21 protein-coding genes are annotated in these 25,918 nt (G+C 59.7%); 14 read left to right on the top strand and 7 right to left on the bottom strand.

What is annotated here, in order from left to right; genetic code table 11:
• Positions 1–119 precede the first annotated feature (119 nt).
• Entirely contained in the window at positions 120–788 is a 669-nt protein-coding gene (gene lepB, locus EJ576_RS18840; protein ID WP_122729096.1) for a signal peptidase I, read from the bottom strand.
• 112 nt (positions 789–900) lie between these two features.
• Between lepB and EJ576_RS18835 the strand changes: the two genes are divergently transcribed.
• From EJ576_RS18835 to EJ576_RS18815, 5 genes are all read left to right on the top strand, one after another.
• Positions 901–1,452 (top strand): dihydrofolate reductase family protein, encoded by a 552-nt coding sequence (locus EJ576_RS18835; protein WP_122729099.1) that lies wholly within the window; start codon positions 901–903, stop codon positions 1,450–1,452.
• A 44-nt stretch (positions 1,453–1,496) separates the two neighbouring features.
• The gene (locus tag EJ576_RS18830) at positions 1,497–2,195 is read left to right on the top strand and encodes a peptidase E (RefSeq protein ID WP_122729101.1); all 699 of its coding nucleotides are present in this window, start codon (positions 1,497–1,499) and stop codon (positions 2,193–2,195) included.
• Positions 2,196–2,340: 145 nt separating this feature from the next.
• Complete coding sequence (locus EJ576_RS18825) at positions 2,341–2,676, top strand: DUF6124 family protein (RefSeq protein ID WP_122729103.1); 336 nt, start codon at positions 2,341–2,343, stop codon at positions 2,674–2,676.
• 190 nt (positions 2,677–2,866) lie between these two features.
• Entirely contained in the window at positions 2,867–3,352 is a 486-nt protein-coding gene (locus EJ576_RS18820; RefSeq protein ID WP_122729105.1) for an Hcp family type VI secretion system effector, read from the top strand.
• On the top strand, positions 3,349–4,062 hold the full coding sequence (locus EJ576_RS18815; RefSeq protein WP_122729108.1) for a DUF4225 domain-containing protein: 714 nt from the start codon (positions 3,349–3,351) through the stop codon (positions 4,060–4,062). Before EJ576_RS18820 ends, EJ576_RS18815 begins: the two co-directional genes overlap by 4 nt.
• A 400-nt stretch (positions 4,063–4,462) precedes the next feature.
• Here EJ576_RS18815 and cysS read toward each other — a convergent pair whose 3' ends face one another.
• Both cysS and EJ576_RS18805 read right to left on the bottom strand, forming a co-directional pair.
• A complete protein-coding gene (gene cysS / locus EJ576_RS18810) occupies positions 4,463–5,851 on the bottom strand; it encodes a cysteine--tRNA ligase (protein WP_122729111.1) in 1,389 nt (462 codons plus the stop codon).
• Positions 5,852–5,869: 18 nt separating this feature from the next.
• On the bottom strand, positions 5,870–7,570 hold the full coding sequence (locus tag EJ576_RS18805) for a glutamine--tRNA ligase/YqeY domain fusion protein (protein ID WP_122729348.1): 1,701 nt from the start codon (positions 7,568–7,570) through the stop codon (positions 5,870–5,872).
• Positions 7,571–7,818: 248 nt separating this feature from the next.
• Here EJ576_RS18805 and EJ576_RS18800 point away from each other — a divergent pair, with 248 nt between their 5' ends.
• Positions 7,819–8,322 (top strand): peptidylprolyl isomerase, encoded by a 504-nt coding sequence (locus EJ576_RS18800; protein WP_122729113.1) that lies wholly within the window; start codon positions 7,819–7,821, stop codon positions 8,320–8,322.
• Positions 8,319–9,068: a UDP-2,3-diacylglucosamine diphosphatase gene (lpxH, locus tag EJ576_RS18795; RefSeq protein WP_122729116.1), complete on the top strand. Its 750-nt coding sequence runs from the start codon at positions 8,319–8,321 to the stop codon at positions 9,066–9,068. Before EJ576_RS18800 ends, lpxH begins: the two co-directional genes overlap by 4 nt.
• A 94-nt stretch (positions 9,069–9,162) precedes the next feature.
• Here the strand turns inward: lpxH and EJ576_RS18790 are convergent, their stop codons facing one another.
• The 4 genes from EJ576_RS18790 to EJ576_RS18775 are packed head-to-tail and all read right to left on the bottom strand — an operon-like array spanning position 9,163 to position 13,825.
• Positions 9,163–10,692 (bottom strand): DHA2 family efflux MFS transporter permease subunit, encoded by a 1,530-nt coding sequence (locus EJ576_RS18790; protein ID WP_016977436.1) that lies wholly within the window; start codon positions 10,690–10,692, stop codon positions 9,163–9,165.
• Positions 10,692–11,891 (bottom strand): efflux RND transporter periplasmic adaptor subunit, encoded by a 1,200-nt coding sequence (locus tag EJ576_RS18785; RefSeq protein WP_028616876.1) that lies wholly within the window; start codon positions 11,889–11,891, stop codon positions 10,692–10,694. Before EJ576_RS18785 ends, EJ576_RS18790 begins: the two co-directional genes overlap by 1 nt.
• A 15-nt stretch (positions 11,892–11,906) precedes the next feature.
• Positions 11,907–13,355 (bottom strand): efflux transporter outer membrane subunit, encoded by a 1,449-nt coding sequence (locus EJ576_RS18780; RefSeq protein WP_126570856.1) that lies wholly within the window; start codon positions 13,353–13,355, stop codon positions 11,907–11,909.
• Positions 13,352–13,825 (bottom strand): MarR family winged helix-turn-helix transcriptional regulator, encoded by a 474-nt coding sequence (locus EJ576_RS18775; protein WP_016977433.1) that lies wholly within the window; start codon positions 13,823–13,825, stop codon positions 13,352–13,354. The genes EJ576_RS18780 and EJ576_RS18775 overlap by 4 nt, the downstream gene beginning before the upstream one ends.
• Positions 13,826–13,993: 168 nt before the next feature.
• Here EJ576_RS18775 and EJ576_RS18770 point away from each other — a divergent pair, with 168 nt between their 5' ends.
• The 7 genes from EJ576_RS18770 (at position 13,994) to EJ576_RS18740 (ending at position 25,881) form a co-directional block, all read left to right on the top strand.
• The gene (locus EJ576_RS18770; protein WP_126570855.1) at positions 13,994–16,780 is read left to right on the top strand and encodes an ATP-binding protein; all 2,787 of its coding nucleotides are present in this window, start codon (positions 13,994–13,996) and stop codon (positions 16,778–16,780) included.
• The gene (locus tag EJ576_RS18765) at positions 16,767–17,954 is read left to right on the top strand and encodes an EAL domain-containing response regulator (protein ID WP_126570854.1); all 1,188 of its coding nucleotides are present in this window, start codon (positions 16,767–16,769) and stop codon (positions 17,952–17,954) included. The genes EJ576_RS18770 and EJ576_RS18765 overlap by 14 nt, the downstream gene beginning before the upstream one ends.
• A gap of 51 nt (positions 17,955–18,005) precedes the next feature.
• Positions 18,006–21,164: a hybrid sensor histidine kinase/response regulator gene (locus EJ576_RS18760; RefSeq protein WP_126570853.1), complete on the top strand. Its 3,159-nt coding sequence runs from the start codon at positions 18,006–18,008 to the stop codon at positions 21,162–21,164.
• Between the two features lie 22 nt (positions 21,165–21,186).
• The gene (locus EJ576_RS18755; protein WP_126570852.1) at positions 21,187–21,831 is read left to right on the top strand and encodes a response regulator; all 645 of its coding nucleotides are present in this window, start codon (positions 21,187–21,189) and stop codon (positions 21,829–21,831) included.
• 83 nt (positions 21,832–21,914) lie between these two features.
• Positions 21,915–22,505: a fimbrial protein gene (locus EJ576_RS18750; protein WP_068935134.1), complete on the top strand. Its 591-nt coding sequence runs from the start codon at positions 21,915–21,917 to the stop codon at positions 22,503–22,505.
• Positions 22,506–22,565: 60 nt separating this feature from the next.
• Positions 22,566–23,315 (top strand): molecular chaperone, encoded by a 750-nt coding sequence (locus EJ576_RS18745; RefSeq protein ID WP_126570851.1) that lies wholly within the window; start codon positions 22,566–22,568, stop codon positions 23,313–23,315.
• A gap of 85 nt (positions 23,316–23,400) precedes the next feature.
• Positions 23,401–25,881, top strand: a complete 2,481-nt coding sequence (locus EJ576_RS18740) for a fimbria/pilus outer membrane usher protein (RefSeq protein ID WP_126570850.1) — start codon at positions 23,401–23,403, stop codon at positions 25,879–25,881.
• Positions 25,882–25,918 lie beyond the last annotated feature (37 nt).

Below are 25,918 nucleotides of genomic sequence, written 5' to 3'. Positions count from 1 at the left end.
ACGAAAAGGTAATGGGCTAACCCAAAAGTGAGTGTCTGGATTCAGGGGCCCTCGTAACACACCCAACTGTAGTAGCCATCGCTGGCAAGCCAGCTCCTACAGTGTATTGGGGCTTGTCCTTACAGGATCGGCGCGCCAAATCTGTTCAGGCGTGGCATCCAGTGATCCATGATTTCCGCCGACGCCAGCACATGATGCGCGCGCCCGATCAACAGCCGGCGTGGCACAACGCCGATATACCGTGAGTCATCGCTGTTATCACGATTGTCCCCCAGCATGAAGTAACTGTCGGCCGGCACCACCACCGGCCCGAAATTGCGCATTGCCCGCACGGTCGGCATGAACTGCACCGTGTGCTGTCGGTTGGCCACCCACTCATTCAACTTGATCCCCGGCACCGTATGACCAGGCACGATGGGTTCGCTGATGTCCTGGGCATCACTGTAGGTAGCCGGCACGCCGTTGACCCACAACACCTCATCTTTCATCTCCAGGGTGTCACCGGGAATGCCAACGATGCGCTTGATCAGGCGTATGCCGTCCTTGGGCGACGAGAACGTCACCACATCGCCGCGCTGGGGGCTATCGATTTTGGCCAGGGAAATATCGGTGAGCGGCACTTTGAGGTCATAGGCCACGCGGTTGACCAGCACCACATCACCCTCCAGCAAGGTCGGGCGCATGGAGCCAGAGGGAATGGGATTCCAATCGGCCAGGGAGGTGCGAAAAACGCCGAAGCACACCCAGAAAATGATGGCGTAACGGTAACGGATCAACCAACTTCGCATACATCCTCGCACTGCAGAAAGGGGCGTCAGGGTTATTTCTTCGACATTCGGTTTTTGCATCGGCGGATTAAATTAACATTAGCGCTCAAGCGCACGAAAAGGAGTTTTCGCAATGGATGTCAAATGCTCAGTCTTTATCGCAGCCAGCGTGGACGGCTTCATTGCCCGTCCGGACGGTGATATCGAATGGTTGCACCAACCCGCGTATGAAACCGCCGAGTTGAAGGGTGTGACCTATGAAAACTTCATCGCCACGGTGGATGCGCTGGTGATGGGCCGCAAAACCCTGGAGAAGGTCCTGTCCTTTCCCGAGTGGCCCTATGAAGGCACGCCGGTCATTGTGCTCTCTTATCAGCAACTGCAAATCCCTGCGCACCTGGAGGGCAAGGTCGAGTTGATGGCGGGAGACGTCACCTCACTCGTGGCAACGTTAGCCGAGCGCGGCATGAAGCACCTCTATATCGACGGAGGCCAGACGATCCAGGCGTTTCTCGAAGCGGGCCTGGTCAATGAGCTGATCATCACGCGTATCCCGGTTTTACTCGGGCAAGGGATCCCACTCTTCAGCCAGATCGGTCGAGAACTTGAGCTTCGCCATATCGGCACGCATGAGTCGGACAATGGTTTTGTTCAAAGTCGGTATCAAGTGATGCAATCTTCATAGCGGCGGCAGACACTCATATCGCGCAAGACGGACAGGAGGTCAGGATGACTAAGCACATTATTGTTATCGGCGGCGAGTCCACCGAAGACATGCAGCGTATGACGCGTATCGATAAACACATCGTCGCGTCATCAGGCAAAACGCACCCTACTGTGCTCTACATCTCCACCGCCAATGGCGATGACCGAATCAAGATTTTCGATTTCACCGCCAAATATGAAAGCGCTGGCTGCCGTGTAACCACGCTGGCATTTTTCATTTCACCCTTCCCCAACGCCAATCATGTTTCATCACTCTTTGAGCAAGCCGACATTATTTACGTACCAGGCGGAAATACCCGCGCCATGTTGGCGATCTGGCGCGAATTTGCTGTAGTGGACCATCTGAAGAGGGCCTGGGAAAACGGCAAAGTCCTGTGTGGTGTCAGTGCAGGCGCCATTTGCTGGTTCGAGCATGGGCATTCCGATTCAGGGGGAGTGTTTGCGCTGGTTCACGGCCTGGGCTTGCTGCCAGGAGCACTGTGTCCGCATTTCAGCTCAGAAGCAGGAAGGGAAACGTCGTTTGTCGAACTTGTTCAGCATGAGGGGGTACGACCCGCCTACGCGGTCGATGATGGCGTCGCTTTGCATTTCAAGGACGGCAAGTACCACGAGACGATCTATAACGACGCAGCTAGTAACGCCTATAAAGTCAGTACAAGGCCCCCCTACCTAGCACAGGTATTGCAAACTTCAGGTGGGTAAACGCAGCAAGGAAATTTCCGACAGCGTTTTAGGGTTGTCGCTCGGAAGATGGCTGCCTAATCTTCGGCGGTCGCTGCAAATTCAGCGACCGGGTTTCGCAGCCCGATTAAACTCTAGGTGACTCCAATACTCTGGGAGCTTCGCCATGATTAAAGACAATTCGAATCCGCCGCTGGATTCATCTTCGCTTCACGCTTGTGCTGATCGAGCGATTAACCATCATTTAAATCCGCCTTCAACGCCTGGGTCACCTGATGACGGGCAAGGTCTTTTTACTGTACGTAAAGGATTGGATGCCGAGACATTACTGGTCAATGCTTCGGAGGACCTCGCTTCAGTTCAAGCACTGGCAAGTCATTTAGCCTTTGAGATTGATGGAACCGCGCGCAGCGTGGCTCTAGGGATCTGCCGAATGGTGGAAGCTATTCAGCTTCTGGTAAATGAAGCGCTCAATGAACATTGCGTAAAAACTGGAAAGTAGCAGGCGACTTCCGTCGCTATTCATTCTCACCGTCTCAGCAAAACGCCCCGGCATAACGGGGCGTTTTTCTTCTCGCACAAAATCGAATAATCCTACATCCCGCTCACACGACAAAAGACGAAACATCCGATATTTCCCATTTACATTTTTCCGTATGTTTATGGTGAATAAAATCAGGATACCAACGTCCATGGCTAACCACGGCTACATGTCCATTAACGGAAAATCTCAAGGTTTGATCTCGGCTGGCTGCTCAACCCAAGACTCCATCGGCAACAAGTGCCAGGAGAGGCATCGGGACGAAATCATGGTGATGTCCTTCAACCACAATATGCTCAACACGGGCAATGTCAGAGCTTCCACCCATGGCCCGGTGATCATCACAAAAAACATTGATAAATCCTCACCCTTGTTGGCCGTAGCGTTATCCAACCGAGAAGAACTGAACTGCGTGATCAACTTTTATCGCATTTCACAATTCGGCCAGCATCAAAAATACTACACCGTCGATATCAGGGGCTGCATCATCGCCAGCCTGACCGTCGAGGTCCCCCACTCCGTCCTGCTGAACGATGTAGACGCACAGGAACATCTGTCGATTCGTTATCGGGAAATCATCTGGACACATCATCTCGCGGGCACCAGTGGCTATGGCTCATGGGAAACCGGGCGATGAAATCAAAGCACGAGAAGCAAACCTCAAGCTTTCATGACTTATGGGTCGTCAGCCAAGCCGCAGGCAAGCTGACCAGCCAGGCTTGCACAATCAGCGCTCGTCATCTGCAGGACGGTATTACTCGCTCGATATTCAATCGAGATGTGGCCTATTACGCTCGTAGTATTGTTAGGGATGTGGAGCAGGGAAAAAAGACGGTTGCACAGGGGCTCGTGGAGATAAAAACCGAACAACAAAGCCTGCTGAACCAGTCAATGGAGATTGGGCGTAAAGGCATTGGAGTTGTAGCAGGCGCGCTGCAAATGGCTACAGGTGCTGGAATTTGCTACGCATCAGTTGGCACGCTCTGTCTCATTGCAGGGGTGCCGCTGATCGCACATGGTGCAAATAACGTATATGAGGGTGGGCGTAATCTAGTGACGGGACAATCAGATACGGTCGGCCCGGTTCGGGGCGCATATCAGTCGGCCGCATTCGCTATGGGTCATGGTGAACGAGAAGCCAATATGGCCTACGGTGCAGTTGATATTGGGTTATCCGTCTACAGTGCAGCGAGACACGTACTTAAACCTGATGCTTGGCGCCTATTTAGATACATCCCAACCGATTACATCCGAGCGTACAAAACAATGACCCCAACTACGATGGGAATCGAAGCCTATACAGATTTCCAAACTATAAAGCAGATGCACGACGAGGAAAAATATTGACACTCTGGTTTGCTTGGACTTTCCCGATATTCGCCACATGGGGAATTCTTTACGCATACACACTAAAAATACGTTTCTCTGGAAGCGAGTATTTCCTTGCTAAGTTTCTACTCTGCTTAATATTTAATGGTTTTTTTGTAACCACCTACATAAGCATGATCGAAGAAAACAAATTCCCCATACTCGGATACAACCCAGACCTTATATCAAAGCACCCTTTCATTGGATGGATTGCTTTTTTCTGTATACCCCTTCACGCGGGGGCTCTGCCAGTTAGATGGGAAATCAGATGGTGGTTCTGATGGAGAATCTATAACTCCAGATAATTTAACGCATACTAATTTCCAAACTAGTAAACGCCCCGAACCAGTCGGGGCGTTTTCCATTCAGCGTTTAACGATCACGCCTGATCAGCCAACCGCCACGTCGTCCCACCTTTCCCGTCTTCCAACACCACACCCATTGCGGTCAGTTGGTCGCGGATACGGTCGGATTCCGCCCAGTCTTTATTGGCACGCGCTGCCAGACGCGCCTGGATCAGCGCATCCACTTGCGCCGCATCCACACGCCCTTCGGCGCCGGCTTGCAGGAAGTCATCCGCTTCCATCTGCAACACGCCCAGCACACTGGCCAGTTCTTTCAAGCGCGCTGCCAGACCCGCCGCGGCGTCGAGATCGCTCTCACGCAAACGGTTGATCTCGCGCACCATCTCGAACAGCACCGCGCAGGCTTCCGGTGTACCAAAGTCGTCGTTCATGACTTCGGTAAACCGTGCGACGAAGACTTCGCCGCCGGCCGGTGCCACGGCTGGCAGGCCTTTCAACGCGTGGTAGAAACGCTCCAGGGCGCCCTTGGCGTCCTTGAGGTTGTCTTCCGAGTAGTTGATGGCGCTGCGGTAGTGGCTCGACACCAGCAGGTAACGCACCACTTCCGGATGGTACTTTGCCAGCACGTCGCGGATGGTGAAGAAGTTGTTCAAGGACTTGGACATCTTCTCGCCATTGATGCGGATCATGCCGCAGTGCATCCAGGCGTTGGCGTAAGTCTTGCCGGTGGCGGCTTCGCTTTGGGCGATTTCGTTTTCGTGGTGCGGGAACTCCAGGTCGCTGCCGCCGCCATGAATGTCGAAGGTCTCGCCCAGGCAGCAGGTGGACATTACCGAGCATTCGATGTGCCAGCCCGGACGCCCGGCGCCCCATGGCGATTCCCAGCTTGGCTCGCCCGGCTTGGTGGCCTTCCACAGCACGAAGTCGAGCGGGTCCTGCTTGGCTTCGTCGACTTCGATACGTGCGCCGATGCGCAGGTCTTCGATTTTCTTGCGCGACAGCTTGCCGTAGCCCATGAACTTGGCGACGCGGTAGTACACGTCGCCGTTGCCTGGGGCGTAGGCGTAACCCTTGTCGATCAGGGTCTGGATCATCGCGTGCATGCCCGGGATGTGGTCCGTGGCACGCGGTTCCATGTCCGGCTTGAGGATATTGAGGCGGGCCTCGTCCTCGTGCATCGCGGCGATCATGCGCTCGGTCAGCGCGTCGAACGACTCGCCGTTTTCATTGGCGCGGTTGATGATCTTGTCGTCGATGTCGGTGATATTGCGCACATAGGTCAAGTCATAGCCGCTGAAACGCAACCAGCGGGTCACCAGGTCGAAGGCAACCATGCTGCGGCCGTGGCCGATGTGGCAGTAGTCGTACACGGTCATGCCGCACACGTACATGCGCACCTTGTTGCCATCCAGCGGCTTGAAGACTTCTTTGGTCTTGCTGAGTGTGTTGTAGATCGTTAGCACAACGGCTTCCTTAGAGAATCACTGGCCCCACGAATCACGCAAGGTCACGGTACGGTTGAATACCGGCTGACCGGGTTTCGAGTCCTTGATATCCGCGCAGAAGTAACCTTCGCGCTCGAACTGGAAACGGTCTTCCGGCTGTGCTTCGCCCAACGAGGGTTCGGCACGACAACCAGTGAGTACTTGCAGGGAGTCAGGGTTGATGTTGTCGAGGAAGCTGGCGCTGTCTTCGGCCTTTTCTGGGTTCGGCGAGCGGAACAGGCGATCGTACAAACGCACTTCGCACTCGATGCTGGCCGCGACTGGCACCCAGTGGATCACGCCCTTGACCTTGCGGCCTTCAGGGTTCTTGCCCAGGGTGTCCGGATCGTAGGAGCAACGCAGTTCGACGATGTTGCCATCGGCATCCTTGATCGCTTCGTCGGCACGGATCACGTAGCTGCCGCGCAGGCGCACTTCGCCGTTCGGCTCCAGGCGCTTGTAGCCCTTTGGCGGCTCTTCCATGAAGTCATCGCGGTCGATGTAGATTTCACGGGCGAACGGCAGCTTGCGCACGCCGAGTTCTTCTTTCTGCGGATGACGCGGCAGTTCGAGGTTGTCGACCTTGTCTTCCGGGTAGTTGGTGATCACGACCTTCAACGGGCGCAGCACGCACATGGCGCGCGGAGCATTCGCGTCCAGGTCCTGGCGGATGCTGAATTCGAGCATGCCGAAGTCGACCACGCCGTCGGAACGGTTAGTGCCGACCATGTCGCAGAAGTTGCGGATCGACGCCGGTGTGTAGCCACGGCGGCGGAAGCCCGACAGCGTGGACATGCGCGGGTCGTCCCAACCGTGTACGTGCTTTTCATCGACCAGTTGCTTGAGCTTGCGCTTGCTGGTGATGGTGTAGTTCAGGTTCAGGCGGCTGAACTCGTACTGACGCGGGTGCGCCGGCACTGGCAGGCTGTCCAGGAACCATTCGTACAGCGGGCGATGGCTTTCGAACTCCAGGGTGCAGATGGAATGGGTGATGCCTTCGATGGCGTCGGACTGACCGTGGGTGAAGTCGTAGTTCGGGTAGATGCACCACTTGTCACCGGTCTGGTGGTGATGGGCATGGCGGATGCGGTACATGATCGGATCGCGCAGGTTCATGTTCGGCGAGGCCATGTCGATCTTGGCACGCAGCACGCGGGCGCCGTCCGGGAACTCACCGGCGCGCATGCGGGCGAACCAGTCCAGGTTCTCTTCCACCGAACGGTCGCGGAACGGGCTGTTCTTGCCCGGCTCGGTCAGGGTGCCACGGTATTCCTTGGCCTGCTCCGGGGTCAGGTCGTCGACGTAGGCCTTGCCGGCCTTGATCAGTTCGACGGCCCAGTCGAACAGCTGGTCGAAGTATTTGGAGGCATAGCGCACTTCACCGGACCATTCGAAGCCCAGCCACTTGATGTCGCTTTCGATGGCGTCGATGTATTCCTGGTCTTCCTTGGCCGGGTTGGTGTCGTCGAAACGCAGGTGCGTGACGCCACCGAACTCCTGGGCCAGGCCGAAGTTCACACAGATCGACTTGGCGTGACCGATGTGCAGGTAGCCGTTGGGCTCTGGCGGGAAGCGGGTGACGATCTGCGTGTGCTTGCCCGAATCCAGGTCCGCCTGGATGATCGGGCGCAGGAAATTGACCGGGACGGCAGGTCCGGCCTTGGCATTCGAGGTAGGGTCGACAGTGGGCTTGCTCATAGGATCCTTGAACAGACAGGTTCGTGGCCGGGTGAGGCCAGATAAAACAAAGGCGATATCATAGCCGATGCTGTCAAGCACCTGACAGGGCAGCACCGAAAACTGCAGCATTTATTGCATCGGCGGTAAAAACCACCTCGAAATTCCTGCAGGGCACGCTAAACTGCGCGCCTTGGCCGCAGTTTCGCCATACCGGTCGTGGTGCCCAGGCACCCAAACCCACGAATTCCCTGAAAAGAGTAGTGAACATGACTCAAGTCAAACTGACCACCAACCACGGTGACATCGTCATCGAGCTGAACGCCGAGAAAGCGCCGATCACCGTCGCCAACTTCATCGAGTACGTGAACGCCGGCCACTACGAAAACACCGTTTTCCACCGTGTTATCGGCAACTTCATGATCCAGGGCGGCGGTTTCGAGCCTGGCATGAAAGAAAAGAAAGACAAGCGTCCAAGCATCCAGAACGAAGCGGACAACGGCCTTTCCAACGACAAGTACACCGTCGCCATGGCCCGTACCATGGAGCCGCATTCGGCCTCCGCGCAGTTCTTCATCAACGTCGCCGACAATACCTTCCTGAACCACAGCGGCAAGAACGTGCAGGGTTGGGGCTACGCGGTATTCGGTAAAGTCACCGAAGGCCAGGACGTCGTTGACAAGATCAAAGGCGTGCAGACCACCAGTAAAGCCGGTCACCAGGACGTTCCGGTAGAAGACGTTATCGTCGAGAAAGCCGAGATCGTTGGGTGATATTGCTGATTTCAGATTTGCATCTGGAAGAGGAGCGCCCGGATATTACCCGGGCGTTTCTGGATCTGCTCCACCACCGCGCTCGTGGCGCCCAGGCGTTGTACATTCTGGGGGACTTCTTTGAAGCCTGGATTGGCGACGATGGGATGACCCCCTTCCAGCGTTCGATTTGCACAGCGTTGCGCGAGCTGAGCGACAGCGGCACCCCGATTTTCATCATGCACGGCAACCGCGATTTCCTGATCGGCAAGGCGTTCTGCAAAGCCGCAGGTGCCACCTTGCTCAAGGACCCGAGTGTCGTGCAGCTCCATGGCGAACCCGTGCTGCTCATGCACGGCGACAGCCTCTGCACCCGCGACGTCGGCTATATGAAGCTGCGGCGCATCCTGCGCAACCCGATTGTGTTGTTTATCCTGCGCCACCTTCCTTTGAGCACCCGCCATAAGCTGGCGCGCAAGCTGCGCAGTGAAAGCCGGGCGCAGACGCGCATGAAAGCCAACGACATTGTGGATGTGACGCCCGAGGAAGTGCCGCGGGTGATGCAGCAGTTCGGCGTGCGCACCCTGGTCCACGGCCATACTCACCGCCCCGCCATTCACAAGTTGCAGATTGGTGACCAGGCGGCCAAGCGCATCGTGCTGGGGGATTGGGACAAGCAGGGCTGGGCGTTGCAAGTGGATGAGCAAGGGTTTCAGTTGGCGGCGTTTGATTTCGTCAATCCACAGCTCGCGTTGCCTGGGGCTTGAGCCACCAACACCCCTGATCCCCTGTGAAAGGAGATCAAAATGTGGGAGGGGGCTTGCCCCCTCCCACAGTTGATTGCATTCCAGCCCTTGCGGATCAGTGACCGGAGGCCGCTGGACCCGCTTTCGCGGTGAACGGCGGCTTCGCCAGCCACACCAGCAACATCAACCCCATGAACATCCACCCCAGCAACGTGAAGTAATCCACGGTGGACATCATGTACGCCTGGCTGGTGAGGATCTGATCCAGCTGCGTGTAGGCCTTCTGCCCTGCCCCGCCCAGCGCTTGCAAGGCATCGCGGGTCGCGGAGTCGTAGGTGGTCATGTTTTCGCTCATGTAAGCATGGTGCTGGTCCGCCCGGCGGATCCAGATCCAGGTGGTCAGCGACGCCGCAAAACTACCGCCCAGGGTCCGCAGGAAAGTTGCCAAACCCGCGCCGTCGGCAATCTGGTGCGGCGGCAGGTCGGACATCAGGATGCTCAGGGTCGGCATGAAGAACAACGCCACGCCGATCCCCATGAACAGCTGCACCAGGGCGATATGCTGGAAGTCCACCTCATTGGTAAAACCTGCGCGCATGAAACAACTCAGACCAATCGCCAGGAATGCCAGGCCCGCCAACAGACGCAGGTCGAACTTGTGCGCGTACTTGCCGACAAACGGCGACATCAGCACCGGCAAGATACCAATCGGCGCCACCGCCAGCCCCGCCCAAGTCGCGGTGTAGCCCATCTGGGTCTGCAGCCATTGCGGCAGGATCAGGTTGATACCGAAGAAGCCCGCGTAGCCCAGGATCAACACAATGGTGCCGATCCGGAAGTTACGGTAAGCGAACAGCTTAAGGTTGACCACCGGGTGTTTGTCGGTGAGTTCCCAGATGATGAACACCGCCAGGGCAATCACCGAAATCGCCGCACCGATGATGATGAAGTTGGATTCGAACCAGTCCAGGTCATTGCCCTTGTCGAGGATGATCTGCAAGGCGCCGACGCCGACGATCAGGCTCAACAGCCCCACGTAGTCCATCGGTTGATGGCTGGTGACCACTGGGCGTTTCTTCAGCTGGGAACGCACCACCATCACCGCAAAAATGCCGATCGGTACGTTGATGAAGAAGATCCACGGCCAGCTGTAGCTGTCCGTGATCCAGCCACCGAGGATGGGGCCGGCAATCGGCGCCACCACCGTGACCATCGCCAACAGCGCCAGGGCCATGCCGCGCCTCGCCGGCGGGTAGACCGCAATGAGCAGTGTCTGGGTCATCGGGTACAACGGCCCGGCCACCAGGCCTTGTATGACCCGAAAGGCGATCAGCTCGGGCATCGACGTGGAAATACCACAGAGGAACGACGCCAGCACAAACAGCATGGTCGCCCATAGAAACAGCTTCACTTCGCCAAAACGGCGGCTCAACCAGCCGGTGAGTGGCAAGGCAATCGCGTTGCTCACCGCAAACGAGGTGATGACCCAGGTGCCCTGCTCCGAACTCACGCCCAGGTTGCCGGAAATGGTCGGCAACGCCACGTTGGCGATAGTGGTGTCGAGCACCTGCATAAAGGTCGCCAGCGACAGGCCAATAGTGGCCATCAACAGGCTGGGTGGCGTGAAGGAGGCGTTATTGCTCATCAGCGTTGCACAGCCTTGGGTGCGGCGAGGCTGTTGTCATGGATCAACTGGGTGATCATGGCATCCGCTTCGGCGAGTTGGCGGTCATACACGTTGGTGGTGAACGAGGCTTTCTGCGGCGCCTGCTGCGCCAGGACCGGGCCGCTCTGGTCGTGCAGGTCCACGTTGACCAGGGTACTCAAGCCCACCCGCAGCGGGTGCTTGGCCAACTCGTCAGCATTGATATGGATGCGCACCGGCACCCGTTGCACGATCTTGATCCAGTTACCGGTGGCGTTCTGCGCCGGCAGCAGGGCAAATGCGCTACCCGTACCTGCACCCAGGCTATCGATGGTGCCGCTGAATTTCACGTCGCTGCCATAGATGTCCGACTCGATGTCCACCGGCTGGCCGATGCGCATGTCGCGCAGTTGGGTTTCCTTGAAGTTGGCGTCGATCCACAGCTGGTTCAGCGGAATCACGGCCATCAACGCGGTGCCCGGTTGCACGCGTTGGCCCAGTTGCACAGTGCGCTTGGCCACGTAGCCGGTGACCGGTGCGATCAAGGTACTGCGCGCATTGGTCAGGTAGGCCTGGCGCAATTGCGCAGCGGCGGCCTGCACGTCCGGATGGGACGAGATCACGGTGTCATCCACCAACGCATTGGTGGTTTTCAGTTGCTGCTCAAGGTTGGTCAGCGCGTTTTTAGCGGCGGTCAGGCTGTCACGGGCGTGGGACAGTTCTTCCTGGGAAATCGCCCCGCCCTGGGCCAGGGTTTTACGGCGGTTGAAGTTATCCTGGGCGGTTTGCACGTCGGCTTTCTGCGCATTGACCTGCGCCTTCATGCCGTCGACGTTGCTGTACAAGCCGCGCACCTGGCGCACGGTGCGGGCCAGGTTGGCCTGGGCGCTTTGCAGGCCGACGGCGGCGTCGTTCGGGTCGAAGTTGACCAGCACTTGGCCTTCGTGGACCAGGTCGCCATCGTCGGCACCGATGCTGACCACCGTGCCGGTGACCAGTGGGGTGATTTCCACCACGTTGCCATTCACATAGGCATCGTCGGTGCTTTCATTGAAGCGGCCGTAGAGTTCATACCAGCCCCACACGCCCACTACCGCCAGGATGACGATCAGCGCCAGGCCGATCAGCATCACTTTGCGTTTGCGGGGGTTGCTGTCCTTGGGTTGTTCAGTTGCGTTGGTGTTTTCGGCAGTGGCCATGACAAATACCTCAAATTATTCCGAGCGGGCGGGGGTGGTCGCGGCCATGTTCCTGGCGTCGTATCCGCCACCCAGGGCCTGCATCAATTGAATCGACAGATCGATCTGCGCGGCATTCAGCGTCGCCAGTTGGCGCTGGGCTTGCAGCAATTGCTGCTCGATGCTGAGCACATCCAGGTAGTTGCCGATGCCGGAGCTGTAGCGCTGCACACCGGTGTCGTAGGACTGCTGGGCAATGTCCGCGGCATGTTGCTGGGCCTGGATCTGCCGGCCGGTGTCGCGCAGTTGTGAAAGGGTGTTGCCGATATCGCCCAGGGCTTGCACCAGGGTCTTGTTGTACTGCGCCACGGCCAGGTCGTAGTCAGCGTCACGGGCATCGAGGTCGGCGCGCAGGCGGCCGCCGTCAAAGATCGGCAGTGAAATCGTCGGCGCAATGTTGAAGAAGCGGCTGGCCGAACCAAACATTGCATCCCCCAGCAACGACTCGGCCCCAGCGCTCGCGCTCAGGTTGAGGTTGGGGTAGAAGCGGGTCTTGCTCGCATCGATATTCTTGCCGGCTGCCTCGACACGCCAGCGCGCGGCGATCAGGTCCGGACGACGGCCCAGCAGTTCGGCGGGCAACACCGAGGGCACGGCGACGGCGCTGGGTTTCAACACGTTGGGCCGGGCCAGTTCACTGCCCCGGTCCGGGCCTTTGCCGAGCAACACCGCCAAGGCAATCTTGGCGCTTTGCAGTTGTTTTTCCGCATCGATCAGTTGCGACTGGGAGCTGGCTTCCAGGCTTTCGGTCTGCTGGTACTGGTAGTGGCTGTCGATACCCGAGTTCAGGCGACGCTTGCCCAGGTCGAGCATCTGCCGGGTGCGCTTGAGGTCGTCATTGGCCAAGTCCCGCACGATGTGGGCCTGACCCAGGTCGCTGTAGGCCTTGGCCACGTTGGCAGCCAGGGTCAGCCGCGCGGCCTGTTGATCGACCTGGGCGGCGCGCGCCTCGCCCAACGCGGCTTCCCAGGCGGCCCGCTGGCCACCCCAGAGGTCGAAGTTGTAGTTGAAGCTGGCGCCGATGTTGCGCACGGTGGAATAGGCATCGCCCTCCCCGCGTGGGTCCTGGTCTTTGGCCAGGCGCGAACGGCTCACGCCCGCGCTGCCATCCAGGGTCGGCATGCGCTCGGCGTTGGCGGCATAGGCAGCGGCCTCGGCCTGGTGGGCACGGGCGCTGGCAACTTGCATATCGGGGCTGTTTTGCAGGGCTTCCTGGATCAGGCCGTCGAGCTGTGGGTCGCCGAGGCTTTTCCACCAATCGGCGCTGGGCCAGGCCGCGCTCGATAATGGCACGCCGCTCAACGTCTTGCCCGTTTGCAGGCTGCCAGCGTCGAGGCGTTTGCCTTGGGTGTCGAGGCCGCTGTAGTTGGCGCAACCGGCCATGCTCATGGCCACCAGCACCAGGCTAAGTGCGCGTCTGTTCATTCATTACCTACCCGCTGGATGACGATTGCGTCACCGGCAGCTACCAGAATTTTCTTGAGGATCCGTTCCAGGGTTTGCAACTCGCCAGGCTCCAGGGCGCCGGCCAACTCGTTCATCGACTGCGCGCCGATGTGCGGCAGCATGTCCGCCAGGCGCTGGCCGTCTTCGGTGAGCACCAGCCGCACCTGGCGCCGGTCCTGCTCGGAGCGCTGGCGCGCCAGCAGGCCCTTCTGTTCCAGGCGGTCGAGCATGCGGGTCATGGAGCCGCTGTCCAGGGACAGGTTGCGGCACAGTTCCGCCGGGGTATCGACGTCGAACTGGGCAATGATGATCAACACCTTGAACTGCGCGGCCGTCACGCCATGCGGTTCCATATGGGTATCGATAATGCGGTCCTTGAGCAGCGCCGCCCGGCCCAGAAGCAGGCCGAGATGGCAGTTGCGAAAACTGTCAGGAGTGAAGTGAGACATCGGAAGTCACCTTATTACTGCCTAGGCAGTGAATGTATGACAAGATGTTACTGCTTAGGCAGCGAATGTCAAATGGAATTATTAGCTTGCTTGGTATCTGGCGGATGAGTGGCGGGTTCTAAGGATCGTCTGATTTTTCCCACGGTTGGCCATCCCTAAAGTGGCGGGATGAGATTAAAGAGCTACCTGCACCAGATCAGCCCCGTGCTGTCCACGCCCCATGCCGCGCGCCGCCTGTTGCGTATTTTTGCGTTGGTACTGCTGGTGGGCATGCTGGGCGGCGTGTACAGCTTCCTGCTGTTCACTTTCAACAATGAGATCTCCCAGCGGCGCAGCTACATGAGCAGCGCCATCGCCGAGGCGCATACCTTTTTCACCACCCGTGAAGCGCTGTTGGAAAGCCTCAGTCTGTCAGCGACACGCAAGGCCGAATTGAATCTGCCGGTCTCCGATGAAGAAATCCGCCTGTTGCTGGGAAATACCCCGGGCAAGCAATGGAGCATTTGGCTGACCCAGCGCATGCGTGATTTCTTGAGGGCCAAGCAGCTCAACCTGCTGTATGTCAGCACGGATGCCCAGGTGCTGCGGCTGTACGATGCTTCGCCCGTGGCGGCCGATTTCCCCGCGACCATGCTTGAGCAACTGCACGCCCTCAAGCAGCAGAAAACCCTGCAGGAACTCTGGCTGACCCACGCCACGGACGGCCACTCACAGCTGTACATCTTCATTCGCCTGGATGAACGCGACCTGGACTCCGGCTGGCTCGGCCTGGAAATGGATGACCGTGAAGTCTCCAACGCGCTGAGCGATCACAGCGCTGGCGAGTTCACCATGTTCAATGCCCAAGGCATGCCGCTCTTCAGCAACAGCCATAAACCACCGCCAGGGCAAAACCTGCCGCACTTGCACCAGCAGGACTTCTTCGGTTTTGTCGGCGATGGCTGGCTGCCCGAACAATTGGTGCTGCGCAAACAACTGAAGTCTTCAGATTGGCAACTCACCTACTCCATCGACCTGCGCGCGGTCCTGTGGGCGCTCTGGCCACAGATGCTCGGCGCCCTGCTGTTCTGCCTGCTGACCATCAGCCTGGTGTGCCTGCTCACCCGTCGCCTCGAACACCGCTTCATCACGCCGGCGATCCACCGCATCCAGGCGCTGGTGGAAAGCGAGCTGTTCAGCCGCGACGTGATCCAGACCGCCCCCGTGGCGCTGTGCGTACTGCGTCGCACCGATGGCACGGTGGTGCTGAAAAACACCCTCGCCCAACAGTGGCTCGGTGAGTGTGGCGCACAACTCGGTCCCGGCTGGATCCGTCAGGCCTTCGACCCCGACGCCCCCTGCCTCACCGACTATTTCGAAGCCGCCGACGGCCGCCATCTGTACCTGAGCTGCGCGCCCACCCGCTACAAAGGCGAAGACGTGTTGCTCTGCGCCTTCAGCGACATCAGCGCACGCAGGCAGATCGAAGCGGCGCTGGAACAGGCACGCCAGTCCGCAGACGCCGCCAACGAAGCCAAGACCTTGTTCCTGGCCACCATGAGCCATGAGATCCGCACGCCGCTGTATGGCGTGCTCGGCACCCTGGAACTGCTCGCCCGCACCCGCCTGGATGCCCAGCAGAAAAGCTACCTGCACGCCATCGAGGGATCGTCCGCGACGTTGCTGCAACTGATCTGCGATGTGCTCGACGTGTCAAAAATCGAAGCCGGGCAACTGGCCCTGGAACTGAGCGAATTCTGTGTGCCGACCCTGGTACAGGAAGTGGTGCAAGGCTATGCGGCAGCGGCACACAGCAAAGGCTTGCAGTTGTATGCCTGCCTCGATCCGCAACTGCCCCGGCGCCTGATCGGCGACGCCAGCCGCGTACGCCAGATTCTCAACAATCTGCTGAGCAACGCGGTCAAGTTCACTGACTCCGGCCGCGTGGTGCTGCGGGTCAAAAAGCTCAGTCGCGAAGGCGAACGGGTGTGCCTGCAATGGCAAATCTCCGACACCGGCAAAGGCATCGCCCCTGCCGACCAGGCGTTTATCTTCGAGCCGTTCTACCAGAGCGAAGGCAACTCCCATGTGATCGCCGGCACCGGCCTTGGCCTGGCGATCTGCCTGCGCCTGACCCACTTGATGAACGGCACCCTGCGCTTGGTCAGCGAGCCGGGACTGGGCAGCAGCTTTTCCCTGACCGTACCGCTGGAGCAACCGTCCGGCAACGCGACGCCGGCCTTGCAGCCACTGGCAGCGGAAATCGTGTATGTGCTGTCGCCAATCCGCGAACTGGCCGACAGCCTCTGCGGCTGGCTGCGCCGCTGGGGGGCGCGCGCGCAGGTTGGCCTGCCGACCAGCACAGAGCTGGCGGGGCCCGGTGTATTGCTTGAACTTATTGAACGCCGCCTCGACTTGCCCTGGCACGGGCCACGGGTACTGGCCAGCAATGACGGCGCGCACGAACCGCAGTTCAGCGGCGATGGCTGGCAGGTCAACCTCAACGACCTGGACGCGATCCAACAAGCCGTCCGCCACGCCCAGAACGGCCAGGTGGTCCCACCCCAGGCGCGCTGCGAAGTGCGCGACCTGCGCCCCTTGCACCTGAACATCCTGGTGGCCGAAGACAACGTCATCAACCAGTTGATCCTGCGCGACCAGCTTGAAGAACTCGGGTGCAGCGTGGAACTGGCCAGCGATGGCGAAGAGGCCTTGGCGCGCTGGCACGAGGGCACCTTCGACATTGTGCTCACCGACGTCAACATGCCCAGGCTCAACGGCTACGAACTGACCGAAGCGCTTCGACGCCTGGGCTGCACCACCCCGATCATCGGCGCAACCGCCAACGCCCTGCGCGGTGAAGAAGCCTTGTGCCTGGCGGCCGGCATGAATCACTGCCTGGTCAAACCCTTTACGCTGCGAGCCTTGTCCTCTGTCCTGGCTCCCTACGAACGAGCCATCCATGAAGCCCTGTAGCATTCTGATTGTCGAAGACCATCCCTTTCAGCACCTGTATTTGCAGAACCTGTTCAGCGAGTTGGGTGATTTCGATCTGGTGTGCGCCCGCGACGGCGAGGAGGCGCTGGCCTGCCTGAAGCAACGAGACTTCGACCTGGTGCTCACTGACCTGTTGATGCCAGGCATGGACGGCGTGCAATTTATCCAAGGCCTGGCCGCGCAACCGTCGCGCCCAGCATTGGCGATCATGAGCGCCGCCTCACGGCGCATGTTGATGGGCGCGAGCCTGGTGGCGAGCAACCTGCAAGTGAAGGTGATCGGGCTGATTTCCAAGCCGGTGAATGCCGCGGCCTTGCGCTGTCTGACCGATCAATTGCTGGCGCTGCGCCAGGCCGAACCGGCCGAGACTCAGCCCGGCATTGATTGCCAAAGCCTGATGAATGCCCTGGTCAATGGCGAGCTGCAAGCCTGGTTCCAACCCAAGAAAGCCCTGAGCAATGGTCGCATCGTCGCGGCCGAAGCCTTGGTGCGCTGGGTTCACCCCGAGCATGGCCTGTTGTTACCCGGCATGTTCCTGCCGGCATTGATCAGTTGCAACCTCGAAGAACGCTTGTTGTGGTGCGTGCTGAAACAAGCGATGACCGCCCAAGCCGCGTGGCGCCAACACGGCTATGACATCCCGGTATCCATCAACCTGCCCACCCACTTGCTTAACAGCCACGACCTGCCCGATCGCATCCTGGCGTTCGTGCTGGAGCATCAGGGTTTGCCAGCGCGCATCTGTTTCGAGCTGATGGAGTGTTCGGTGCCGGATGACATCAGCAACTTCTACGCCGGGGCCTGCCGTTTGCGCATCAAGGGCTTTGGCTTGTCCCAGGATGATTTCGGCAAGGGCTACAGCTCGTACATGAACCTGGTGTCGGCGCCGTTTACCGAGGTGAAAATCGACCGCGCACTGGTGCAAGGCTGCAACGCCAACGAGGAACTGGCCCAGGCGCTCACCAGCATTGTCAGCCTGGGGCGTCAGTTGGGCTTGATCGTGGTGGCTGAAGGCGTAGAAACAGCGCAAGAACTTGCGCTGTTGCGTAAGATCGACTGCACTCAGGTCCAAGGTTTCCTGATCTCCCACGCCGTGTCTTCGGATCAGTTCCAGCAATTGCTGACCCACGACGGGCCGGCGAGCGCCTATTGACCCGCTGGCCGGGTGCGAACGAACGCCGTTAGCTTGCGAGGTCACCGCGTCATGCATCACCCCAACGCCTTCCTGGAGAAACTCACCAGCAGTTCGCTGCGCCTGAACAAAGGCTTGCTGGTGCTGGGGGCCTTGGTGCTGTTGCTGCTGGGGATCAGCTACCTGGGGGTGCAGCGCATGGTTCAGGAACAGCGCGACACCTTGCAGTTCCATTTCGCCCGGCTGATGGAGAACATCCACGAGCAGGAAGTGTTCTTGATCGATATCTCACGGGGCAGCACCAACGCTAAGTACAGGTCCATTGGCCTGCCGTCGCCTTTTGTGCAAAAGCCGCTGCCCGAGGAAGGACCGAACACCTATGAAGGCCGCGGTTTGCCGTTCTCCCTGCCCTACAGTTTGAAAATCAACCCCGACAAAATAGCCGCCGACCAATACCCCAAGGTTTTCGCCTTGGGCACCTACCTGTCGGCTTACTACAGCGCCTTTTGGGCGGGTTCCCACTACCAGGCTCCTCAAGTGGTCGTGGTGAACGGCCCGGACAATTTCGACATCGCCGTGCCCTCCTCCGGCCGGCTGCGCGATGGCGGCCACGTGCATATAGGCATGTTGGTGGACGTGATGACCCAACTCAACGAGCGCCTGCACCTACAGAACACCTCCCAGACCCATCACACCGTGCACTGGGAACCTTACGACACCGCCCCCGATGGCAAGGAAGCTCCGATATTGTTGGGTTATGTCGATATCAACCTGGCCTCCACCTCGCTGACCGTCACCGGCGCCAACACCTGGGTGGTGGTGGCCTCGCTGCTGGACCTGTCCAAGGTCAATAACATCGAGCGGCTGATGCAGTGGTCGATCTACGACGACTTCACCTTGATCACCCCAGGTGGCGTGGTGCTAACCGGGGCCGTCAAGCCCGGCGAGGTGCTCAATGAAGGTGTGAACCTCAACCGCGACGGCCTGGTATTCAAGCTGACAAGCCAGGGCGAGCAGCCCTGGACGGCGATCTACGTGATCAGCCTGCAACGCTTCCTCGACTATGCGCTGTGGCCTTTGCTGTGCCTGGTGGGCGTGGTGCTGGTGATGCTGGGGTGCAGTCGCGCGTTCAATCGCTGGTACACCACACGGGTAGTACTGCCTGCCCACCAAGCCCATGCCAGCATTGCCGAAAGCTCGGCATTCGCCCGAGCGGTCATCGACACCGCACCGACCGGCCTGTGTGTGATCCGGCGCAGCGACCATCACGTACTCCTGCAGAACCAGCGCGCCTTGGAGTGGCGCGACGCTCGCCCGCTGTTCGACTTGCTCAAGCAACAGACGCATGCTGAACCGGGCCAGGCCGACCTGGAAAGCGAAGGCCGCCACCTGCACGTGGCCTTCGTGCCCACCCGCTACCAGGGCCAGGACGCGTGGCTGTGCGCGGTGCATGATGTGACCCGGCTTATCGAAGACGCGGCGGCCCTGGAAGAAGCGCGCCAAGCCGCAGACTCGGCAAGCGAGGCCAAAAGCCGCTTCCTCGCGACCATGAGCCACGAAATTCGTACGCCGCTGTATGGCGTGCTGGGTACCTTGGAGCTGCTCGGCCTCACGTCGCTCGCGCCGCGCCAGCAGGATTACCTGCAGACCATCCAGCGTTCCTCAACCACGCTGTTCCAACTGATCAGCGACGTGCTGGATGTCTCCAAAATCGAAGCGGGGCAAATGACCCTCGAACTCCAGGATTTCTGCCCACTGGAACTGACCGAAGACTGCGTGCGCACCTACAGCGCGTTCGCCCGCTCCAAGGGCCTGCAGCTGTATGCCTGCATCGACGCGGACCTACCGGATCAGTTGCGCGGCGACCCCCTGCGCATCCGCCAGATCCTCAATAACCTGCTGAGCAATGCGATCAAGTTCACCGACAACGGGCGTGTGGTGCTGCGCCTGCGCGCGTCGGAGAACACCGACGGCGAGGTAGACCTGCAATGGCAAGTCAGCGACTCCGGTGTGGGCATTTCCCAAGCGCAACAGCAACAATTGTTCGACCCGTTCTACCAGGCCGAAGATGCCACTAGCCAGGCCGGCGCAGGACTGGGCCTGGCGATTTGCAAATGGTTGTGCGAGTTGATGCACGGCCAACTGAACGTCGTCAGCGAACCCGGCCTGGGCAGCAGCTTTACCCTGCACCTCGCGCTGGAGTCAGTCCCCGGCGCCCTGAGTGAATGCCCCGCCTTCAGCCCCGGCATGCCGACGGTCTATGTGCGCGCGCAGGAACTTGAACGGGCGCAACACATGATCGACTGGCTCAAGCGCCTAGGGCTCGACAGCCGCACGGTTTCACCCGATGCGCCGTCCTCTGCACTGCTAGTGGACTTCACCCGAGAACCGGCTTGGCCCGGCACGCGGATCATCGCCACAGCCGGTGGGCCGAACCCGGCGCAGCGGTGTGCTAGCGATTGGGCCGTCGACGCCGACGACGTACGCGCCATTGCCTGGGCCATCTCCCTGGCACAGCAGGGTGCCGAGGCCGGCAACCGCCCCGCGCCCACCGTCAACGCGCGCCCGCTCAACCTGCAAGTGCTGGTAGCCGAAGACAATGTGATCAACGCCGCCATCATCCAGGAACAACTGCAAGCCCTGGGCTGCTCGGTGGTGCTGGCCGCCAACGGCGAACAGGCGCTCATGCAATGGCTACCGGGGCGCTTCGACCTGGTGCTGACCGACGTGAACATGCCGGTGATGAACGGTTACCAGCTGGCCAAGGCGTTGCGCCAGCAAGATGCCGCGCTGCCCATTATCGGGGTGACCGCCAATGCCATGCGTGAAGAAGGCGAACACTGCACCGCCGTCGGCATGAATGCGTGGATGGTCAAGCCGCTGAACCTCGCCACCTTGCGTACTAAGTTGGAAAAGTACTGCAAGATCGACGTGCCCGCCGTCGTCGAGATGCCGCCGTTGTCGCCCAAAATGCGCGAACTGTTTGTCACCACCCTGCGTCAGGATGTACAGGCCACCCTGGCCGCGCTGGACAACCAGGACGCCAATGGCGCGGCGCAGCAATTGCACAGCATGGCCGGCGCCCTCGGCGCGGTACAGCTCGGTGACATGGCCAGCGCCTTCGTCGAGCTGGAACTGCGCCTGACCGGCATGGCCGTCACGCCCGCCCTTGCCCTGGAAGTGCGGCGCAACCTGGCTGGCCTCACGGCATTGCTCGACACCTTTGAATAACCTCACTCTGGATAATCACCCCATGGAAACCCTCAACGTAGTCATTGCAGACGATCACCCCATCGTGCTGGTCGGAGTACGGGAACTGGTCGAGCGCGATGAGCGTTTTCGCGTGGTGGGCGAAGCCGTGTGCTCCAACGAATTGGTGACGCTGCTGGAAAACAACGCCGTGGACCTGGTAATCACCGACTTCAACATGCCGGCGGACTCGCCCTACGGCGATGGCCTGAAGTTGGTGGAGTACCTGGTGCGGCACTTTCCCAAGGTGCGCGTGCTGGTGCTGACGATGATCTCCAATCCACTGATCCTGACGCGCTTGCAGGAATTGGGCGTGCTGGCCGTGATCCAGAAAAACCAACTGCACAATGAGATCCAGGCCGCGCTCAAGGCTATCGCCCGTGGCAACCCGGTTCGCAGCAAGGGCCCACAACCGACCTCGGTACTGGAATCTTCCGACCTCGATGAGCGCTTCACCCGGCTGTCGCCCAAGGAGCATGAGATCCTGCGTTTGTTTGTATCAGGACAAAGCGTCAATGAAATTGCACGAGGGTTGAACCGCAGTGCCAAAACCATCAGCACACAAAAAGTTGCGGCCATGCGCAAGTTGGAAGTCAACAGCGACCAAGACTTGCTGGCTTATTGCATAGAGCGCAACTTGTTCAACTAACACCCGTTTCTAGGGATCGTCTGATGTTCCACTAACCACCGCCGCTCTATCGTGTTGTTTTAACCCCACCAAGGAAAAACAACATGAAACAACTGTCTCGCACACTTCTGGCATTATCGATCTTCGCCGCGGGCAATGCCTTTGCCGTCGACCCACCGGTAACACCGACCAAGGCCGGCAGCGGCACCATCAACTTCACCGGCAGTATCAACAATGACGCCTGCTCCGTTGAAGGCATCGGCTTAAACAAAACCATCTCGATCAACATGGGCGAAGTGTCGATCAAGGACATGGGCACCGCCACCGCCCCCAAAGGCAACGGCACCCTGAGCGCCGAGAACTTTGACATGAAGATCAGCTGCAACGCCGGCACCAAGGTGGCGATGATCTTCGAACCGACCAAAGGCGCCGGCTCAGGCATCGTGACCGGCACCAAAGTGTTGAAGCTGATCGACGGCCTGGGCGCCGCCAAGAACATCGGTATCGCCCTGCTGGATGCCAATGGCGCACTGATCGACCTGAGCTCGCCGACCACCGCGAAGATCGAGAACACCTTGCAGGACAGCAACACCACGCTGAAATTCTCGGCCGCCTACGTCACCACCATCGACGCTGCGTCTGCCGTGGCCGGTCGCGGCGATGCCACCCTGCCGTTCACCCTGCAGTACGAATAACCCCAACCCGATGCGGGGCCTGCGGGCCTCGCACACCTCTCGAACGTAGCGGTAGCCATTATGTTTTTTCGCCATTCACTGTCCCTGTGCGCGGGCCTGCTCGGCCTGCTGGCAGTCGGGCAAGCCACAGCCGGGATTTCGTTGAGCAGCACGCGTTTGGTGTTCGACGGCCAACACAAAGAAGCCGGAATCACCGTACGCAACAGCGGTGAGGACGTGTTGATCCAGTCCTGGGTCGACACGGACGCCGACGACGCGACTTCGGTGCCGTTTGCCGTCACCCCGCCGCTGGCGCGGGTCACCGGCAATGAGCAACAACTGTTGCGCGTGATCTATGAAGGCACGGGCATGCCCAGCGACCGCGAGTCGGTCGTATGGCTCAACGTGCAGGAAATCCCCAAGGCCTCAAAAACCGAGAACACCTTGCAGCTTGCCGTGCGCCAGCGCATCAAGGTGTTCTTCCGCCCGCCCGCGTTGAAAAACAACGCCTACCTGGCGCCGACCGAGCTGCTCTGGCAGTTGGCCGAACACGCCGGTAAACGCGTGCTGCGGGTGAGCAACCCCGGGGTTTATCACGTGTCGATTGCCGACATCACCCTGCAATCCGGTGCCGTCAGCGAACATCCATTTGATTCGATGATGATTGCGCCAGGCGAACAAAAAGAGTTCCAACTCAAGCAACTTTCCTCCATTAACTCCGCGCTCTTGAAGTTCAGCAGCATCAACGACTATGGCGCACAAGACCCTTATAGCGCGCAACTTTCTGACCGTGCTCAAACCAGCGCCAGTTTGAACAAAGAGTCACCATAACGCGCCTGCCGTTCGCGCAGCCGCACTTTCACTGTATTTCTCTTCGCTCCGTTAGTTCGTATCGGAGGTGATATAGGGTTCCTGCATGTTTTTATTCAAGCGCGATAGTCTGGCGCCATTTTTGATTGCCGTGGGCTTCAGTTCGGTCTGCCAGGCCGACGGCGATGAACAGTTCAACACGTCGTTTTTGCAAGGCGCCGCAGCGTCGGTCGACCTTCAGTCATTGCTCGCCAGCAGCAGCGTGCTCCCCGGCAATTACCGGGTTGACCTGTATGGCAACGACACCCTGGTGGGCCGACGCGATATCGACTTTCGCCGCAACCCTGTCAACGGCCGAGTCGAAGCCTGCCTGACCCTGGAGATGCTGCAACAAGTGGGCGTCGATATCGGCGCCTTGCAGTCCAGCGGCAAACTCGTCGACACCGATCCCAATGCCTGCCTCGACCTGCCTGCGCTGATCGAACACGCCAAAGTGCGCTACGACGTCCCGCGCCTGCGCCTGCTGGTCAGTGTGCCGCAACGCGCCATGGAGCGCGGACGCCGCGGTTATGTCGATCCGGCCTTGTGGGACGACGGCGTACCCGCCGCGTTCATCAACTACCAGTTGAGCAGCAACCGCAGCAGCACCGACGCCGACACCACACTCTCGAATAACCTGGGCCTGCGCAACGGTATCAACCTGGGTGCGTGGCGCTTGCGCAACGAGTCGAACTTCAGCAGCAACACCGGCCGCCCCAGCACGTTCAAGAGCAACCGCAGCTACCTGCAACATGACGTGACCGCCTTGAAGGGCCAGTTCAGTGCCGGGGACATTTTCTCGGATGCCGACCTGTTCGACAGCGTGCGCTATCGAGGCTTGAAACTGGCCTCCGACGACGGCATGCGCGCTGACAGCGAGCGCGGCTACGCACCGATCATCCGCGGCATTGCGCAGTCCAGCGCCACCGTGGAGATCCGCCAGAACAACTACATCCTCTATACCGCCAACGTGCCGCCGGGTCCGTTCGAGATCAGCGACATTTATCCCAGCGGCTCCAACGGCGCCCTTGAGGTGACGGTGATCGAAGCGGACGGCCGTCGCCGGGTCACGGTGCAGGCGTTTTCCAGCCTGCCGATCATGGTGCGTGAAGGCCAACTGAAATACAGCGTCTCGGCGGGCAAGTACAACAGCAACAGTGACGCGCAGAAGACCCCGCAGTTTGTCAGCAGCACCCTGGCGTATGGCATCAGCAGCAACCTGTCGGGAATCGTCGGGGTGCAGGCCACGCAGGACTTCCAGGCGCTATCCATCGGGGCCGGGCGCAATACGTCGATCGGTGCGGTGTCGCTGGACATGACCCACTCCGCCAGCCGCACCTTTGGCCGGCAGGTCACGGGCAACAGCCTGCGCGCGCTGTATGCCAAGACTTTTACCGGCACCGACACCAACTTCACACTGGCTGCCTACCGGTATTCCACCGAGGGTTATCGCACCCTCACCGAGCATGTCGAGGAACTGAGCAGCGACGGCCGCACACGCCTGGGCAGCTCTAAAACCCGCACCGATCTGACCGTCAACCAGAGCCTGGGGCGCAACCAGCAGTTCGGCAGTGTGTACGTAAACGCCAGCGATCAGCGCTACTGGGGACGCGGCGGCGCGCAAAGCCTGTCAGCGGGCTACAGCAATTACTGGGGCGACGTGAGCTACAACGTCAGTGCCACCCATACCAAGGATGTGGGCAACTACGGGCCGTCGAACAATGACACGCTGATCAACCTGTCCCTGTCGTTTCCACTGGGCTCTAAGCCACGCGCGCCGAGAGCATTTGTCTCCGCCAGCACGCAAAAAGACAGCGATACCACGCAAATGGGTGTTAACGGTTACCTGACGGACGACAGCGACACCTATTACTCACTGCAAGCCGGCAACAGCAGCACGGGCGGCAGCACCGGCTCGGCCAACCTCAGCACCCGCACCTCGCTGATGGACATCAGCGGCGGTTACAGCCAGGGCCGTGGCTACAGCGCGCAGAACCTCAACGTGGCCGGGTCAGTGGTGGCCCACGCGGGTGGTATCAACCTGGGACAGACCGTGGGCGAGACCTTTGCGCTGGCGCAAGTCGAAGGCATTCCCGGCGTGAAGATCGGCAGTTTCTCCGGCGCAAAAACCGGCAGCAACGGCTATGCCGTGATCCCCAATGCCCAGCCTTACCGGGTCAACTGGATCAGCCTGGACACCCGCGACCTGGGCGCAGAGATCGAAATCGATAACGCCACCCAGCAAGTCGTGCCTCGACGCGGCGCCGTGGTCCTGGCCCGCTACGCCAGCAAGACCGGACGCCGCGTACAGTTCGCCTTGTTCGACGCCCAGCACCGACCGATCCCGTTTGGCGCATCGCTGGAAAACATGGCGGGCAAGCAGATTGCAATCGCCGACCCGAGTGGCAAGGCGTTGGCCTTGGTGGAAGAAGAGACCGGGACGCTGGTGATCAAATGGGGCGACCAGCACTGCCAGGCGCCCTATGCGCTGGGCGAACCCAACAAGGCGCTGAACTATGAGCGAGTGGCATTGACCTGCGCGCCCTAGCGCCAACCACGATGCGAAGCGAGTCGCTCTTGATCTT

It is taken from the genome of Pseudomonas sp. C 49-2, assembly GCF_003970195.1.
Lineage (GTDB): Bacteria > Pseudomonadota > Gammaproteobacteria > Pseudomonadales > Pseudomonadaceae > Aquipseudomonas > Aquipseudomonas canadensis.
The sequence above is the reverse complement of the archived record's forward strand: the minus strand, read 5'-3'. Positions and strand labels throughout refer to the sequence as shown.

Bases quoted from the DNA above. Each gene is read 5' to 3' on its own strand.
- EJ576_RS18830 (WP_122729101.1), top strand. From the start codon at position 1,497: ATGACTAAGCACATTATTGTTATCGGCGGCGAGTCCACCGAAGACATG.
- EJ576_RS18765 (WP_126570854.1), top strand. From the start codon at position 16,767: ATGAAGCCCTGTAGCATTCTGATTGTCGAAGACCATCCCTTTCAGCAC.
- EJ576_RS18815 (WP_122729108.1), top strand. From the start codon at position 3,349: ATGAAATCAAAGCACGAGAAGCAAACCTCAAGCTTTCATGACTTATGG.
- EJ576_RS18745 (WP_126570851.1), top strand. From the start codon at position 22,566: ATGTTTTTTCGCCATTCACTGTCCCTGTGCGCGGGCCTGCTCGGCCTG.
- EJ576_RS18790 (WP_016977436.1), bottom strand. From the start codon at position 10,692: ATGAGCAATAACGCCTCCTTCACGCCACCCAGCCTGTTGATGGCCACT.
- EJ576_RS18805 (WP_122729348.1), bottom strand. From the start codon at position 7,570: ATGAGCAAGCCCACTGTCGACCCTACCTCGAATGCCAAGGCCGGACCT.
- EJ576_RS18770 (WP_126570855.1), top strand. From the start codon at position 13,994: ATGAGATTAAAGAGCTACCTGCACCAGATCAGCCCCGTGCTGTCCACG.
- EJ576_RS18780 (WP_126570856.1), bottom strand. From the start codon at position 13,355: ATGAACAGACGCGCACTTAGCCTGGTGCTGGTGGCCATGAGCATGGCC.
- EJ576_RS18740 (WP_126570850.1), top strand. From the start codon at position 23,401: ATGTTTTTATTCAAGCGCGATAGTCTGGCGCCATTTTTGATTGCCGTG.
- EJ576_RS18755 (WP_126570852.1), top strand. From the start codon at position 21,187: ATGGAAACCCTCAACGTAGTCATTGCAGACGATCACCCCATCGTGCTG.
- EJ576_RS18820 (WP_122729105.1), top strand. From the start codon at position 2,867: ATGGCTAACCACGGCTACATGTCCATTAACGGAAAATCTCAAGGTTTG.
- EJ576_RS18760 (WP_126570853.1), top strand. From the start codon at position 18,006: ATGCATCACCCCAACGCCTTCCTGGAGAAACTCACCAGCAGTTCGCTG.
- EJ576_RS18800 (WP_122729113.1), top strand. From the start codon at position 7,819: ATGACTCAAGTCAAACTGACCACCAACCACGGTGACATCGTCATCGAG.
- EJ576_RS18750 (WP_068935134.1), top strand. From the start codon at position 21,915: ATGAAACAACTGTCTCGCACACTTCTGGCATTATCGATCTTCGCCGCG.
- EJ576_RS18835 (WP_122729099.1), top strand. From the start codon at position 901: ATGGATGTCAAATGCTCAGTCTTTATCGCAGCCAGCGTGGACGGCTTC.
- lepB (WP_122729096.1), bottom strand. From the start codon at position 788: ATGCGAAGTTGGTTGATCCGTTACCGTTACGCCATCATTTTCTGGGTG.
- EJ576_RS18775 (WP_016977433.1), bottom strand. From the start codon at position 13,825: ATGTCTCACTTCACTCCTGACAGTTTTCGCAACTGCCATCTCGGCCTG.
- EJ576_RS18825 (WP_122729103.1), top strand. From the start codon at position 2,341: ATGATTAAAGACAATTCGAATCCGCCGCTGGATTCATCTTCGCTTCAC.
- EJ576_RS18785 (WP_028616876.1), bottom strand. From the start codon at position 11,891: ATGGCCACTGCCGAAAACACCAACGCAACTGAACAACCCAAGGACAGC.